Annotated in this window: 11 protein-coding genes and 2 pseudogenes; 2 read left to right on the top strand and 11 right to left on the bottom strand. The window is 48.1% G+C overall.

The genetic code is table 11. From position 1 onward, the window contains the following. Positions 1-100: 100 nt before the first annotated feature. From tpx to trpS, 3 genes are all read right to left on the bottom strand, one after another. Positions 101-595: a thiol peroxidase gene (gene tpx / locus RRV97_RS03785; RefSeq protein ID WP_315612027.1), complete on the bottom strand. Its 495-nt coding sequence runs from the start codon at positions 593-595 to the stop codon at positions 101-103. A gap of 42 nt (positions 596-637) precedes the next feature. After that, complete coding sequence (locus RRV97_RS03780) at positions 638-1,177, bottom strand: hypothetical protein (protein ID WP_315612026.1); 540 nt, start codon at positions 1,175-1,177, stop codon at positions 638-640. Positions 1,178-1,256: 79 nt separating this feature from the next. Then, the gene (gene trpS, locus RRV97_RS03775; RefSeq protein WP_003746855.1) at positions 1,257-2,267 is read right to left on the bottom strand and encodes a tryptophan--tRNA ligase; all 1,011 of its coding nucleotides are present in this window, start codon (positions 2,265-2,267) and stop codon (positions 1,257-1,259) included. A 259-nt stretch (positions 2,268-2,526) separates the two neighbouring features. Between trpS and clpB the strand changes: the two genes are divergently transcribed. Both clpB and RRV97_RS03765 read left to right on the top strand, forming a co-directional pair. Next, on the top strand, positions 2,527-5,100 hold the full coding sequence (clpB, locus tag RRV97_RS03770) for an ATP-dependent chaperone ClpB (RefSeq protein ID WP_315612025.1): 2,574 nt from the start codon (positions 2,527-2,529) through the stop codon (positions 5,098-5,100). A 227-nt stretch (positions 5,101-5,327) separates the two neighbouring features. Then, a complete protein-coding gene (locus RRV97_RS03765; RefSeq protein ID WP_315612024.1) occupies positions 5,328-7,313 on the top strand; it encodes a recombinase in 1,986 nt (661 codons plus the stop codon). Between the two features lie 62 nt (positions 7,314-7,375). On the opposite strand, the gene clpP is transcribed toward RRV97_RS03765, so the two are convergent. From clpP to RRV97_RS03730, 8 genes and pseudogenes are all read right to left on the bottom strand, one after another. Beyond that, positions 7,376-7,996, bottom strand: coding sequence for an ATP-dependent Clp endopeptidase proteolytic subunit ClpP (clpP, locus tag RRV97_RS03760; RefSeq protein ID WP_315612023.1), 621 nt, complete (start codon positions 7,994-7,996; stop codon positions 7,376-7,378). A 90-nt stretch (positions 7,997-8,086) separates the two neighbouring features. Further along, positions 8,087-9,397, bottom strand: coding sequence for a trigger factor (tig, locus tag RRV97_RS03755; protein WP_314575288.1), 1,311 nt, complete (start codon positions 9,395-9,397; stop codon positions 8,087-8,089). A 187-nt stretch (positions 9,398-9,584) separates the two neighbouring features. Then, a pseudogene (locus RRV97_RS03750) lies at positions 9,585-11,225 on the bottom strand (DNA translocase FtsK); the annotation flags it as partial. Between the two features lie 101 nt (positions 11,226-11,326). Further along, a pseudogene (locus RRV97_RS11485) lies at positions 11,327-12,029 on the bottom strand (DNA translocase FtsK 4TM domain-containing protein); the annotation flags it as partial. A gap of 188 nt (positions 12,030-12,217) precedes the next feature. Further along, positions 12,218-12,769: a hypothetical protein gene (locus RRV97_RS03745; protein ID WP_315612021.1), complete on the bottom strand. Its 552-nt coding sequence runs from the start codon at positions 12,767-12,769 to the stop codon at positions 12,218-12,220. A 36-nt stretch (positions 12,770-12,805) separates the two neighbouring features. Then, the gene (locus RRV97_RS03740) at positions 12,806-13,159 is read right to left on the bottom strand and encodes a nucleolar protein (RefSeq protein WP_315612020.1); all 354 of its coding nucleotides are present in this window, start codon (positions 13,157-13,159) and stop codon (positions 12,806-12,808) included. 47 nt (positions 13,160-13,206) lie between these two features. Continuing rightward, a complete protein-coding gene (locus tag RRV97_RS03735; RefSeq protein ID WP_315612019.1) occupies positions 13,207-15,126 on the bottom strand; it encodes an ATP-binding cassette domain-containing protein in 1,920 nt (639 codons plus the stop codon). Between the two features lie 177 nt (positions 15,127-15,303). After that, on the bottom strand, positions 15,304-16,065 hold the full coding sequence (locus RRV97_RS03730; RefSeq protein WP_036490792.1) for an amino acid ABC transporter ATP-binding protein: 762 nt from the start codon (positions 16,063-16,065) through the stop codon (positions 15,304-15,306). Between the last annotated feature and the right edge of the window lie 8 nt (positions 16,066-16,073).

The raw sequence follows: 16,073 nt of genomic DNA, 5'->3' as shown, positions 1-16,073 counted from the left end.
TTTGAAACAGAAAACGGTAGCTTTTAAGCTGCCGTTTTTATTTCAGGATAAGCTAAAGGCCGTCTGAAAAGTTTCAGACGGCCTGATTTTATTTGGTTAATTACAAAACAGCTAAAGCAGCTTCGTAGTCAGGTTCATTTGCAATTTCAGAAACCAGCTCAGCGTGGAGAACTTGGTTTTGTTCGTTCAAAACCACCACTGCGCGGGCAGTCAGGCCGTGTAATGGGCTTTCTGTCAGTGTAACACCGTAATCGTTAGAAAAGCTGCTGCGGAATGTAGAAAGTGTCACCACGTTTTCCAAATCTTCTGCACCGCAGAAGCGGGCTTGTGCAAACGGTAAATCGGCAGAAATACACAAGACGACGGTATTGTTCAAAGACGAGGCACGTTTGTTGAAAGTACGGACGGACTGAGCACATACGCCGGTGTCAATGCTAGGGAAAATATTCAGCACTTTGCGTTTGCCTGCAAAGTCAGCCAATGATTTCTCAGATAGGTCTGCTGCTACCAATGTGAAATCAGGTGCAACTTGGCCGATGGCAGGCAAATTGCCGTTTGTGGAAATAGGAGAGCCTTGGAAAGTAACTTGAGCCATGATTCAGTCCTTGTGTCAGGGGAAAATAGGGTGGGCAGGGTTTTAGTAATGACGGCGGCGGAAATAGAACATGCCTTCGCTGTCAATTTCTAAAATATAGCGGCCGTTTTGGACGGCGGCATAACCGCTTTTGCCTTCGGTATAAGGCTGTAAAGCAGCGTGAGAAATCAGATAGTCAGTCAGTTTGCTACCATCTTGGGCAATATTGTCCACCATTTTTGCAAAGGCAGTGTGGCAGACGCCGTTGGCTGACCAGCCGGCTGGAATACCTTTTTCATTTTTTTCCATGCATTGGCCGCTGATGACTTCTAAGTCGTTAGGGTGCTTGCCAATCAGATTGATAACGCCGCCCTCTATGCCGTTAATCGGATAGGTGCGTTGTTTTTTGCCTTCTTTCGTTTCGCCTTCTTGAGCTGTGCCCAAATCTAAACCGGCTATGGCTTGTTCATCGATGTATTTAACTTTGAAGGTAGGTTTAGGCGCTTTGCCTGAAGCAGCATCATTGGCGGCAGTATCTTCAGATTTGCCGCCGCAGGCAGCCAATAAAAGGCTGAGCAGGATAAGGGGGAAGGTTTTTTTCATATGAGAAACCCTGAAAAATAGTGATATTTTAAAATTTAGCGAGATGATGGCCGTCTGAAATATTCAGACGGCCTTGCTATTATTTCAACGGACGAATACCTACTGCATCGCGGACTTTATCCAACAATTCGCGTGCTTCTTTACGCGCTTTTTGTGCGCCGGCCTGCAAAATGTCTTCAATTTGAGATGGTTTGGCTGTCAACTCATTGTAACGCTCGCGCGGTTCTGCAAGCTCGGCATTGATTTTTGCGCCCAAGAGTTTCTTGGCTTCGCCCCAAGCAAGGCCTTCGGCCAGCATTTGCGTGAACTCGGCAGTTTCAGACGGCGTGGAGAAGGCTTTGTAGATTTCAAACAGAGGACTTTCATCAGGCTGTTTTGGTTCACCGGGCTCTTTCATGTTGGTGATGATTTTGTTAACCGATTTTTGGGTTTTCTTGTCGTTTTCCCAAAGCGGAATGGTATTGCCGTAGGATTTGGACATTTTACGTCCGTCCAAGCCGACCAAGAGTTCGACGTTTTCATCAATCTTCACTTCAGGCAGGGTAAAGAGCTCTTGGAAGCGGTGGTTGAAGCGGCCGGCAATATCGCGCGCCATTTCGACGTGTTGGATTTGGTCGCGGCCGACTGGCACTTCATGGGCATTGAACATAAGGATGTCTGCAGTCATGAGGATAGGGTAGCTGTATAGGCCCATTTCCACGCCGTGATCCGGATCTTCCTGACCGTTTTCGGTATTTGCCTGTACTGCGGCTTTGTAGGCGTGGGCGCGGTTCATCAGACCCTTTGCAGTAATACAAGTCAGAATCCAGTTCAGCTCCATGACTTCAGGAATATCGCTTTGACGGTAGAAAGTAGTCTGTTCCGGATTGAGTCCGCAGGCGAGCCATGTGGCGGCAACAGCTTGAGTAGATTGATGAATCATTTCCGGCTCATGACATTTAATGATGCCGTGATAGTCGGCCAAAAAGAGGAATGATTCGGTATTGGCATCCTGCGCCGCGCGGATAGCCGGGCGGATGGCGCCGACGTAGTTGCCCAAGTGCGGAATGCCTGTTGTGGTAACGCCTGTTAAAACTCGTTTTTTGCTCATGAAAGTATCCTTCGGCACAAAGGCCGTCTGAAAATTAATATGTTGCCGATTATACCTGATTCTTCTTGATTTTTCAGACGGCCTTTTACGTATGGGACAACTGGAAAAGAAAAGTTATACACATAAAATCATAAAAATAAATCAATATAAAACAATAATATAAATTAAATTTACTATTTAATGAAAAAATAACTCTTGAGTTATCCACATTTGCTCTTATATAGGCTTCAACGGAAATATATTTGTAGAGGAACGTTAAATGAGATTTGATAAATTGACTGCTAAATTTCAGCAAGCTCTGCAAGAAGGTCAAAGCCTGGCTTTGGCTGCGGACAGCAGCTATCTCGAGGCAGGCTTTATCTTAAAAGCATTGCTTGATGATCAAAACAGCGGAGCTGCTGCGTTACTGGCCCATGCGGGCGTGAATGTGCCTCAGGTGAAACAGCGTTTGCAGCAACATTTGAGCAGCTTGCCAAAAGTATCTGGCCAGGGGGGCGATATTATGCCCAGCCGTGAGCTGCAAGCTGTATTGAACTTGATGGACAAGGCTGCAACCAAACGCGGCGATGCCTATATCGCCAGCGAACTTTTCCTGTTAGCTTTGGTGCAGCAGAATGACGCTACCGGCAAAATTTTGAAAGAAGCCGGTGCGACCGAACAAAATATCAATGCCGCGATCGATGCGGTACGAGGAGGACAAAACGTGAACGATGCCAATGCTGAAGACCAACGCGATGCGCTGAAAAAATACACGCTCGACCTGACCCAGCGCGCTCGCGACGGCAAACTTGACCCCGTTATCGGCCGCGACGACGAAATCCGCCGTGCGATTCAGGTGCTGCAACGCCGTACCAAAAACAACCCTGTGCTGATTGGTGAGCCTGGTGTGGGTAAAACCGCTATTGTTGAAGGCTTGGCGCAACGTATTGTTAATGGCGAAGTGCCAGAATCCCTGCGCAACAAACGCCTGCTGGTTTTGGATTTGGCGGCATTGATTGCCGGTGCAAAATACCGTGGCGAATTTGAAGAACGCTTGAAAGGCGTGTTGAACGATTTGGCGAAAGACGACGGCAACACCCTGATTTTCATCGACGAAATCCATACTTTGGTCGGCGCGGGTAAAACTGACGGCGCGATGGACGCGGGTAATATGTTGAAACCGGCTTTGGCACGCGGCGAACTGCACTGCATCGGCGCGACTACTTTGGATGAATACCGCCAATATATCGAAAAAGATGCGGCACTTGAACGCCGCTTCCAAAAAGTATTGGTTGGCGAACCCAGCGTGGAAGACACCATCGCCATCCTGCGCGGTTTGCAGGAACGTTACGAAATCCACCACGGTATCGACATCACCGACCCTGCTATCGTTGCCGCAGCGGAGTTGAGCGACCGCTACATTACCGACCGCTTCCTGCCCGACAAAGCGATTGATTTGATTGACGAAGCTGCCAGCCGTATCAAAATGGAGTTGGACAGCAAACCCGAGCAGATGGACAAACTCGACCGCCGTATCATCCAGCTCAAAATGGAAAAAATGCACGTTGCCAAAGAGAGCGACGACGCCAGCAAAAAACGTTTGGAACTGATAGACGAAGAAATCGACGGTCTGCAAAAAGAATACGCCGATCTGGACGAAATCTGGAAAGCCGAAAAAGCCGCGTCTTCCAGCACCGCCGACATTAAGAAACAGATGGACGACATTAAAGTCAAAATCGAGCAGGCCAAACGTCAAGGCGACTTTGCCCGCGCGTCCGAACTCGAATACGGCGAGTTGCCTAAATTGGGTGCGCAATTGCAAGTAGCAGAAAGCAATCCTGACGGAAAAAAACAAAACAAACTTTTCCGTACTGAAGTCGGCGCGGATGAAGTGGCCGAAATTGTTTCCCGTATGACCGGCATCCCTGTGTCAAAAATGATGGAAGGTGAACGCGACAAGCTGCTGAAGATGGAAGAAGTATTGCACCGCCGCGTGGTCGGTCAAGACGAGGCTGTGCGTGCCGTGTCTGACGCTATCCGCCGCAGCCGTTCCGGTTTGGCTGATCCGAATAAACCTTATGGCAGCTTCTTGTTCTTAGGTCCGACCGGTGTGGGTAAGACCGAATTGTGTAAGGCATTGGCAGGTTTCCTGTTCGACAGCGAAGATCATTTGATTCGTATCGATATGTCCGAATACATGGAAAAACATGCTGTTGCCCGCTTAATCGGCGCGCCTCCGGGCTATGTCGGCTACGAAGAAGGCGGCTACCTGACTGAGCAAGTCCGCCGCAAACCATACAGCGTGATTCTTTTGGATGAAGTGGAAAAAGCCCATCCGGACGTGTTCAACATCCTGCTGCAAGTATTGGATGACGGCCGCTTGACCGACGGACAAGGCCGTACCGTAGACTTTAAAAATACCGTTATCGTGATGACTTCCAATATTGGTAGCCAACATATCCAACAAATGGGAACTCAGGACTACGAAGCAGTAAAAGAAGTTGTGATGGAGGATGTGAAAGAACATTTCCGTCCTGAAATGATCAACCGTATTGACGAAGTGGTCGTGTTCCATGGTTTGGATCAGGCCAATATCCGCAGCATTGCGAAAATCCAGCTTAAAGGTTTGGAAAAACGTTTGGAAGCACAACATCTGCATCTGAAAGTCGATGATGCTGCCTTGGATCTGATTGCTAAAGCCGGTTTCGACCCTGTGTATGGTGCCCGTCCCCTCAAACGCGCCATCCAGTCAGAAATCGAAAATACGCTGGCAAAAGCATTGCTTGAAGGTAAATATGCGCCCGATAGCACAATCCATGTTAAAGAAGAGGGTGGTAAGCTCTTGTTTGCATAGGATTAAATTAATGTAGTATATTGTTGTAACAGGCCGTCTGAAAGAATTCAGACGGCCTTTCTTGATTATTGGTTCATATTATATAATTGTTATGTAATTTGATTATTCTTTGAATTTTAGGGAAATTGATCAAAATCTTATGCCTTAGTTTGATAAAGAATGCGATATAATTTAACTTGTTTACCAAGGTTCTTGCTAAATACCTAATTTAATGTAATAATACTACAATGCAAAAACTGACTAATCAAAATCTTCACATTATTTTGTCGGAACGCTTAAACGATACCGACTTTGTTCTTATCCTCAATGCCTTAATCAAATTTTTGCGCCGAGGAGGCAAAAAGAAGGCCTCTGAACGTTTTGATTTGATTTTATCTACGTTAAAACAAGACGATGCTTTATGCCGTCAATTCAGCCTGCGCTTTTATACTTGGCTGTCTAAAGTTCACATTTATCCTGCGCTGATTAAGCTGGGTATTTTCTCGCGCCATAGTTTTACCCGGGAAATGGGCATACGGATTTATGAGCGGTTCAGCCCGTCTTATAAAGATTTTTCTAACTTGCGCGAAGTATTTTTATATCTTTTTCATTCTGAAAATGATGATAAATGGTTGCAAACACTGAGTTTGCGACAATGGCTGGGTATGTATGAATTGTTGTTGGCCAAGGCGGATCCCGCTTTGCTTCAGACGGCCAGCCGACAATTGACAGATGCACGTTTGCGTGCGGTAGAAATGTTGTCCATCTGGATTGCTTCCGAAGCGATTGAGCCGGATTTAATACGGATTGCCCCCCGTTTGTTGGAAGCGGATTCTGCATTTGTCGCTTTACAGCGCGAAGTTGCGAAGATGGTGGAACACTATCGCCATAGTGAAGAAACTTATGATACGGCGCATTTGGAGGTTATGTTTGACCAGTGTGAAAAGCAAATTGATTATTTGCGCCGTCGCGGTACGGGAGCAGGGTCTGGTTCGTCAGTAAAAGTTGCCCACTTGCTCGAACGCCTGCAACAAACCATAGACCGCCTGAAATTGTTGACCAATATTCAAATCGAAACCAGCCGCACCCGCTTAACCGTCAATCTGATGAATGCGATGATTTATGCGGCGGTGGAGCAATACAGCACCAGCCACTTGCGTAAAAGCAGTATCCGAATGCTGGCACGCAGTATTACGGAAAACAAAAGTCATCATGGCGAGCATTACATTACGCGCAACCGTAGCGAATATTTCAAAATGTTTTATTCCGCAGCAGGCGGCGGCGTAATTATTGCTTTGATGGCATTGAATAAAATCCATATTGCGTCTTTGGGGTTCGGCGAATTTACTACTGCATTCTTAGCCGGGCTCAATTATGGTTTGGGCTTTATGCTGATTCATATGCTGCATTGCACTGTTGCAACCAAGCAGCCTGCCATGACGGCGGCGAGCTTTGCCGAACAGGTGGACTCGAATGAAGGCAGCAAAGCGGTGGACAATAAATTGGCTAAACTGCTGATTGACGTGTGCCGTTCGCAAAGTGTCGCCGTGTTTGGCAATGTATCGATTGCGGTATTGTTGGCGGCAGGGATTGCTTTTGGCTATGCCCATACGCATGGTCAGCCTTTGCTGAATGAGGCAGTTACGGCCTATCAGTTCAAATCCATTGAGATTTTTACCCAACCGACCTTATGGTATGCCGCTATTGCCGGCGTATGGTTGTTTTGTTCGGGTATTATTGCCGGCTTTTTTGACAACCGTTCCGATTATCTGAACCTGCGTCAGCGCCTGCCGTTTAATCCGTTTTTACGAAAAATCATGCCTCCGGAGCCGCGCCGTCGGTTGGCCGCTTATATTCATAAGCATTATGGTTCGCTTATGGGTAATTTTATTTTCGGTATGCTTTTAGGCATGACAGGCTATTTTGGCCATCTTTTCGGCTTGCCGCTGGATATTCGTCATGTGGCGTTTTCTTCGGCAAACTTGGGTTATGCCGCGATCAGCGGCCATGCAGATGTATTCACGTTTATACTCGGCTTGGCAAGCGTATTGGCAATCGGTATGGTAAATTTAGTGGTCAGCTTTTCTTTGGCTTTGGCTGTTGCGCTCCGTTCCCGCGGTACGCGTTTGGGCAGTATACGCAATCTGCTGAAAAGCTTTTGGAACCAAGTTAAAGCCAACCCTTTAATTTTACTGTATCCGGTTCAAATGAATAATAAAGACAATACGAAGTAGGATTGAAAAAAGGCCGTCTGAATACATACGTTCAGACGGCCTTTGATTTAAACCAATAAAGATTAGGCTTGTAGAGATTCGCGGTTTTCCAAAACTTGGTCAATCAAACCGTATTCTTTGGCTTCATTGGCAGACATATAATTGTCGCGGTCGGTATCGCGTTCCAAGTCGGCCAAATCGCGATCACAATGTTTGGCAAGCAAGCGGTTCAGTTTCTCTTTGATTTTCAGCAGCTCTTTAGCGTGAATTTCAATATCGGAAGCCTGACCGGCCAAGCCGCCGCTGATGAGCGGTTGGTGAATCATGATGCGGCTGTTGGGTAGGGCAAAGCGTTTGCCTTTTTCACCGGCAGACAACAAGAATGCGCCCATGCTTGCCGCTTGGCCTAAGCATAAGGTAGAAACATGAGGCTTGATGAAGTTCATGGTGTCGTAAATCGACATGCCGGCAGTAACCGAACCACCCGGGGAGTTGATATAGAAGAAGATGTCTTTATCTGGGTTTTCGCTTTCCAAAAACAGCAGTTGCGCGACAACCAGATTGGCAGATTCGTCTGTTACCGGACCGACCAAGAAAACGATGCGCTCTTTCAAAAGGCGTGAGTAGATGTCGAATGCGCGCTCGCCGCGACCGCTTTGTTCGATAACGGTAGGGACAAGGTAGTTATTGAAATCGAAGGACATTTTTGTCTCCTGTTAATGATGGAAAAGCACCAAAGCCATTTAAAGCGCTTCGGTGCTTTTGATTGTCTGTTTCAGACGGCTTTAGAGCAATTAAGCTTGTGCGCCCATTACTTCGTCAAAAGACAGCGCTTTTTCAGTTACCTTGGCTTTGCTCAGAACGAAATCAACAACGTTGCTTTCTACTGCCAAAGAAGTCGGGCCTTGCAGGCGGGAAGGCTCTGCGTAGTACCAGTCGATAACTTCTTGAGGATCTTCGTAGCTTTCTGCGAAGTTGGCAACAACGGCTTTGATTTGGTCTTCAGTTGGCTCAAGTTTATTTTCTTCAACCAATTTAGCCAAAATCAGACCCAAAGCAACGCGGCGTTCTGCTTGTTCTTTGAACATATCCAAAGGCAGATCCAAGTTGGCAGCGTCAGCCATACCTTGGTTAACGAAGTTTTGTTTCATTTCGTTTGCCAAGCGGGCCGCTTCTTCGTTGACCAAAGCAACAGGAACTTGCAAGTCAGTCGCTTTGAGCAGGGCGTTCATGACAGACTCTTTGGTTTGTTCACCGATGCGGCGCTCAACTTCGCGGCCGACGTTTTTCTTCACTTCTTCACGCATTTTGGCAACGTCGCCGTCTTCAATGCCCAGAGCTTTAGCAAAGTCAGCGTTAACTTCAGGCAAAGTAGCTTCAGAAACGTTGTTCAGAGTGATGGTGAACACGGCAGATTTACCGGCAACATCTTTACCGTGGTAGTCTTCAGGGAAGTTTACGGTAACGTCTTTGCTTTCACCGGCTTTCATGCCGACAACACCGGCTTCGAATTCAGGCAACATTTGACCTGCACCCAATACGAAAGCGTAGTTTTTAGACGCGCCGCCGGCGAAAGGTTCGCCGTCGATTTTGCCTTCGAAGTCGATGATGACGCGGTCGCCGTTTTGGGCTTCGCGGTCAACATGGTTGAAACGGGTGCGTTGTTTGCGCAGGATTTCTACGGTTTGGTCAACTTCGGCATCGCCAACGGTTGCAGTTACTTTTTCTACTTCTTGGGCAGACAGGTCACCGATGGTTACTTCGGGGAAGACTTCAAAAATAGCGGCAACTTTGAAAGACTCTTGATCGTCTTGTTCTTCAACGGCTTCAAAGCGTGGGTAACCAGCAACTTTCAATTCTTGAGCAACGGCAACTTCGTAGAATTCGCGTTGTACCAATTCGTTGATAACGTCGTTTTGTGCGCTTGCGCCGTACATTTGGGCAATCATTTTGAACGGTGCTTTACCCGGACGGAAGCCGTCAATTTTTGCGCGGCGTTGGGTTTGTTTCAGTTTTTTCTCAGTTTCTGCGTTGATTTTGGACCAAGGCAGAGACAATACTACTTTGCGTTCCAAATTTTCTAAAGTTTCAACAGTTACGCTCATCGTAAGCCCTTAAATTTGTTGTGTTAAACGGTTATCCTTCTGCTTAATCCCCCGAAGGATTCCGGGAATATGCATAAGGTCAAAATTTAGCTGCTTAGTATAACACAATGTTTCACGAATAACATAAAAAGGCCGTCTGAAAAGTGGGAAATTCTTTTCAGACGGCCTTTTTGCCTTGACATTGTTTTTAAAGCTGGTCTTTTTGCGCCAGAATCCGTCGGCTGCCGTTGATATCTGCCGGAGAAAGTACGCCGGCATTTTCAAGTGCATCTACCAAATTGGCGGCGCGGTTGTAGCCGATGCGCAATTGGCGTTGCAGGGAGGAGATGGAAGTCTTCCGGCTTTCCAATACGAAGGCAACGGCTTGGTCAAACAGTTCATCGCTGTTGGCGTTCGGATTGACAATATTGGTGGTTTCAATGGCTGCTTCACCGCTGAGCAAGCCTTCCACATAATTGGTCGGCGCTTGTTCTTTGATGAAATTGACAACTTGATGCACTTCATCATCGGAAACAAACGCACCTTGCAGGCGTGTCGGTTCTGCGCTGCCCGGTTGCAGGAATAATGAGTCGCCGTATTTGAGCAATTCGTCTGCACCCATTTGGTCAAGAATGGTGCGGCTGTCGATTTTGCTTTGTACGGTAAAGGCCATGCGTGTCGGGATATTGGCTTTAATCAGGCCGGTAACCACATCAACGCTTGGGCGTTGGGTGGCGACAATCATGTGGATGCCTGCCGCACGCGCTTTTTGGGCAAGGCGTGCGATTTGCTGCTCAACGGATTTGCGTTCGGTCATCATCAAGTCTGCCAACTCGTCGATGACGACCACAATCAACGGTAGTTTTTCCAGAGGCTCAGGATCGTCAGGATTTAAGCTAAACGGATTGAGTAATGGCTTGCCTGCGGCTTTGGCCTGCTCGACTTTTTGGTTGAAGCCGTCCAGATTGCGCACACCGGCGTGTGAGAGCAGGCGATAGCGTTTTTCCATTTCGGCAACACACCAGTTTAACGCTTGTCCTGCCTCGCGCATATCGGTTACAACCGGGCAGAGCAGGTGCGGAATGCCGTCATAAATGCTCAATTCCAGCATTTTCGGGTCAATCATGATGAATCGGACTTCGTCGGGCGTGGCTTTGAAGAGCATGGACATAATCATGCCGTTCACGCCGACAGATTTACCCGATCCGGTCATGCCTGCGACCAAAAGATGCGGCATTTTCGCCAAGTCGCCGACCACGGGCGTACCTGCAATATCTTTACCCAAGGCAACGGTCAGTTTGGACTTGGCATCGGTAAACACGGGTGAAGAGAGGATTTCGCTCAACATCACGTCTTGGCGTTTCTCATTGGGCAATTCAATCCCCATGGTGTTTTTACCGGCAATGGTCTCAACAATGCGTACGGCTTGCAGAGACATCGAGCGTGCCAAATCTTTTGACAGTGCGACAATTTGGCTGCCTTTGACACCTTGTGCCGGTTCGATTTCGTAGCGGGTAATCACGGGGCCGGAAGTGGCGGAAACAACCTGTACGCCGATGCCGAATTCAGCCAGTTTGGTTTCAATCAATTCTGCAGTCTGTTGCAATTCATCCGGATTGACGGCAACCGGTTCTTCAGACGGCATACGCAACAGGTTCATATTGGGTTTGTGGTATTCGCCGTTGTTTTTAGGTTCGGTATCGTCAAACAGGGAAGTTTGGATTTTAGGGGGCGGTGCAACGGATACGGCAACGGTTTTACGGTTGCTGCTGCTGCCGGCCAACGGAGCCACCGGAGTAGCGGTAATGGTTTTGGCTTCTTTAACCATGCGGCGCGTATTTTGGGTTTCCAAAGCTTCGGCGCTGACGTCTTCTTTTTTATTTTTGAATTGAGACAATTTTTTCATCAGGCTGCCAAACAGGCCGCCCACATGGCTGCCGGATTTGGCCATGACTTCAAGCCATGACACCTGAGCCAGCAGGGAAATGGACAACAGCAACATCACCAGCATAATCAACAGGCTGCCTGATTTGCCCAGCAGCCAAGCCAAGCCTGAGCCGGCCAATAAGCCGACCAAGCCGCCGGCACCGACGGGAAGGGATTCGCTCAATGCGTTGTCAAACAGGAAATGTTCGATAATCGGGCTGCACACCAGCAGGAGGAATAATGCCAAAGCGGCTACGCCGTGATTGTAGGGCTTATGGTTTTCCTGCTTTTTCATGGGGCGGAAGTTTTTGTAGAGGAAAACGCAAGAGGCGACAATCCACCACCAAAATGACAGGCCGAACAAATAATACCCGACATCGGAAAGATAGGAACCAAAAAGGCCGCCGAGGTTGGCAACATCATGACTTTTGGGAACGCTGCGCGACCATGCAGGGTCGTCCATGTTGAAACTGGCCAGGGAAATGGTCAGATAAATGGTGATAACCAAGCCAAACAGCCATAAGGCATCATTAATCAAGTTGACGACATGTTCGGGGCGCGCTTTTTTTTCTTCGTTTTTTTGCAGCTCTTTGGCGGCTTTCAGGCGTTGGGAGACTTTATTGTCGGCTTGAGTTTGTGTTTTGGCGGATTTGCGTGTGGTCGGTTTGGCAGCCGGTTTGGTGGAAGCACGTTTTTTTGTTTGGGTTTTAGAAGATTTTGCAGTCATGAGATAAAGGCCGTCTGAAAAGACCGGAGGTAATGTGCGTAAATGGCAAATTATACCGTATTTACCAGACGCGAGAAATTGAAACGGGCGTAATCATTATGGGATTCAGGCCGTCTGTATGGTGTGACGAAAATTTTGGATTTCGTTTCCACCTATTCAGACGGCCTGATGTTTTGATTGATTTGGGCTTACATTCTGCCCAGTTCGCGCTGGAGGGCTTGAATGTTTTTCTCCCTATCCAAAACCGCACCTTGCAGCGTACTGATGGCCTGTTGATTGACGCTGCCGCCTTTGGCTGTCCGCGCTTGGCTCAGTTGCTTTTTGGCATCGGCCAAAGCCGCGCGTTCATTCGATAACTCGGTTTCCAAAATAGAGCGGCGGCTGTTGACGCCGGAGGATTTGGGAACCGGAGGAGGAGCCGCTTCAGAAGCGGTGCGGACGAGGGCAGGTTTAGGCGTTGCTTTATGGTTGGATTTTGCAGCCGTATTTTTGCTTTTTGCCGGAGCCGTTTGTGATGTCGGCGCGTTGAGTGTCGGCGCATCGCTAACCGGGGCATCGTATCGGCTGCTGCTGTATTTGCCGACAATCGGCAAATCGTTGACGGCTTGGCAGTTGCCGCTTGGACGCGAGGTATAGACGATCGAGCCGTTGACTTCACAGGTGTAGATTTTTGCGGCGTGGGCTTGGCTGTTGAAAACGGCAAGCGGCAGCAAGGATAGGGTAAGCAGGTATTTTTTCATGATTCAGGTAGGGCTGATTCGTTGCAGTTGAGCATTTTATTCTTGTTCAGACGGCATGGGCTGCTGTTTTTTGGCTTTTTTACCGTTCTTGTTTTTACTCGGTTTGTCGGCTTTTTTCTCTTGTTTATCCGATTTTTCCGTGCGCTTCTTTTTCTTAGGTTTTGCATTGACGCGTTCATCAGAGGCATTGAGGCTTCTGATGTTAAGATGATAACCGCTGCCTTGATGGCCGCTGATTTTAGGCAATTGGGCCTGTGCGCAGGAGGAGTTAGGTTCGGAGGTATAGCTGCCGTTGCCGCAGGAATAAACTGCGGCGGCTGCGTGAAGAGAAATGCCTAAGACGAAAGAGGATACGAGGAAGTATCCGGCTTGTTTGATAATTGAAGTCATGTTTTTCCGTATTGTGTTTTATTTCAGACGGCCTGATAGCTCTATTTTTATTGGGAAAACTCGGCCTCGACATCAGCTTGGATTTGCTCAAGCTCTTCTTGCCATTGCAGCCAGTTTTCTTCCAGTTGCGTTAATTTTACTTTAGTTTCTGTTAATTGTGCGAGTGTCTCTTGCAATTTGGGTTTATTTTCTTCTGAATAAGCAGATTCTTGTGCCAAAAATGCTTCACAGGCCGTCTGAATATCAGTCAATCGTGCGATTTCTTTTTCGGCTTTGTCGATTTTCTGCTGAATCGGTTTGCTGCGTTTGGCTTTTTCCTGACGGATTTGTGCCTCGATACGCTTGGTGTCCTTGCGGCTTTGGCTTTGTGCTGAAGCGGCAGGGGCTGCTGCGGCGTTTTCTTGTGCCAACCGCCATTGATGGTAGTCGTTCAAATCGCCGTCGAAGTTGTTCAGACGGCCTTTGTCAATCAATAGGAAGCTGTCGGTAGTCGCTTCAAGCAGGCTGCGGTCGTGCGATACGACAATCAATGCGCCTTGGAAACTTTGCAGGGCAAGTGTCAGGGCGTGGCGCATATCCAAGTCCAAATGGTTGGTCGGCTCGTCAAGCAGCAGCAGATTGGGTTTTTGCCAGATAATCATGGCAAGGGCGAGCCGCGCTTTTTCGCCGCCCGAAAAAGGCTCGGTCTTTTGAACCGCCATATCGCCGACAAAGTTGAAGCCGCCTAAAAAGTTGCGGATTTCCTGTTCGCGGACTTCGGGCGAAAGCTGTTGGATATGCCAAACCGGACTTTGGTCTGTGCGCAAGGTATCCAGTTGGTGCTGGGCAAAATAGCCGATATTGAGCTTTTCAGAGCGGACGATGCTGCCGGCAAGTAAATCGATTTTTCCTGCCAAGGCTTTGATAAATGTGGATTTGCCGCTGCCGTTAACACCCAGCAGGCCGTAACGTGCGCCGCTTTCCAGAGACAAGGTGATATCGTGCAAAACGGTTTTGTCGCCATAGCCCAAGTCGGCATGATCGAGTTTCAATAATGGGTTGGGCAGGTGGGTCGGATTGGCAAATTCAAAGGAAAACTCGCTATCCAAATGCGCAGGGGCGATGCGCTCGAGTTTGGCTAATGCCTTCATGCGGCTTTGGGCTTGTACGGCCTTTGTGGCTTTAGCTTTGAAACGGTCGATAAAGGATTGCAGATGTTTGATTTGCGCCTGCTGTTTAACGTAGGCGGCTTGTTGTTGCGCCAGACGCTGGGCGCGTTCGGCTTGATAGAAATCGTAATTGCCGCCGTATTGGGTCAGTTTTTGTTGCGACAGTTCGATGGTTTGCGTGGTGGTGGCATTTAAGAAGTCGCGGTCATGGGAAATGATGATTTGCGTACAGGGCAGGGAAGCGAGATGGTTTTCCAGCCACAATACGGTTTCTAAATCCAAGTGGTTGGTCGGTTCGTCCAAAAGCAGCAAATCGGCACGGCAAATCAGCGCTTGGGCAAGGTTGAGACGCATACGCCAGCCGCCAGAGAAGGATTTGACGGGATGGGTATGTTCTTCTTGTGCAAAACCTAAGCCGTTAAGCAGTTTGGCGGCGCGTGCCGGAGCGGTATAGGCATCGATTTCTTCCAATTTGGCGTGATATTCGGCTTGTTTCATGCCGTCGTTTTGCGCTTCTGCTTGTGCTAGGGCCGTCTGAAAAGCCTGCAATTCGGCATCGCCTTGCAAAACGTAGTCTAAAGCGGAAATATCTAAATCAGGCGTTTCTTGAGAGACGGAAGCTAGACGCCATGTTTTGGGAATCAGGATTTCGCCGCCATCTTGAGTGATTTCACCTTTTATCAGCGCAAACAGGCTGGATTTTCCCGTACCGTTTTTACCGATTAAACCAACGCGTTGGCCAGGGTTGATGACGGCATCGGCTTTCTCGAGCAGGACTTTCAAACCGCGTTGCAGGGTGAGTTTTTTGATTTCTATCATGATGGCGGGTAAGGAGATAAGTAAAACGAAAGGCGTTATTTTACCTGAAAAGACATATAAAAGGCCGTCTGAACAAGTATGAAAACGAAATCAGCGATTTCTATTTCACTTATTCAGACGGCCTTTATGAAATGACAGTCGGAAATGCTTTCAAATTTTCTGTCGTTTCAATTAAATTTAAAGGTCGGCATTGTCCGCACGGATTTGGCGCAGGAATTTTTGTGTCCGCTCATGTTTGGGATGATTGAACAAATCTTGTGGGCTGCCTTGTTCGACAATAACGCCGCCGTCCATCACGACGACGGTGGTTGCCACTTCCAAGGCAAATTTGATTTCATGTGTAACGACAACCATGGTCCAGCCTTCTTGTGCCAATTCCTTCATGGTATCCAAAACATCTTGCACCAGTTCAGGGTCGAGCGCGGAAGTCGGTTCGTCAAACAGCATCAGTTCAGGCTGAATCGCCAATGCTCGGGCAATGCCGACGCGCTGCTGTTGACCGCCGGAAAGCTGGTAGGGGTAGAGGTCGATCTTGTCGCCCAAACCGACTTTTTTAAGCAATTTGACAGCCTCTTCACGCGCTTGGGCGACAGGCTTACCTTGTACGGCAACCGGTCCTTCCATGACGTTTTCCAACGCAGTTTTGTGCGGAAAGAGGTTGTATTGTTGGAACACCATGCCGGACTTGCGACGCAGTGCCAAAATATCGTGTTTGCTTGGTTTTTTGGAAAAATCGATGCTTAACGGCTGCGCGTTATCAAACTCGATCTGACCTTGTTCAGGCATTTCCAAAGCGTTTAAACAGCGTAAAAACGTGGTTTTGCCTGAGCCGGAGGGGCCTAAGATAACAACCACCTGTCCTTTGCCGACATCCAAATCGATGCCGCGTAAAATGGTATTTTCGCCAAAGGTCTTATGGATATTGCGGATTTTAATCATGACAACTC

Origin of the sequence: Neisseria sp. DTU_2021_1001991_1_SI_NGA_ILE_055, assembly GCF_032342915.1 — a bacterium.
In the GTDB taxonomy this organism is placed as follows: domain Bacteria; phylum Pseudomonadota; class Gammaproteobacteria; order Burkholderiales; family Neisseriaceae; genus Neisseria.
This window is presented reverse-complemented; position numbering and strand designations above follow the sequence as displayed.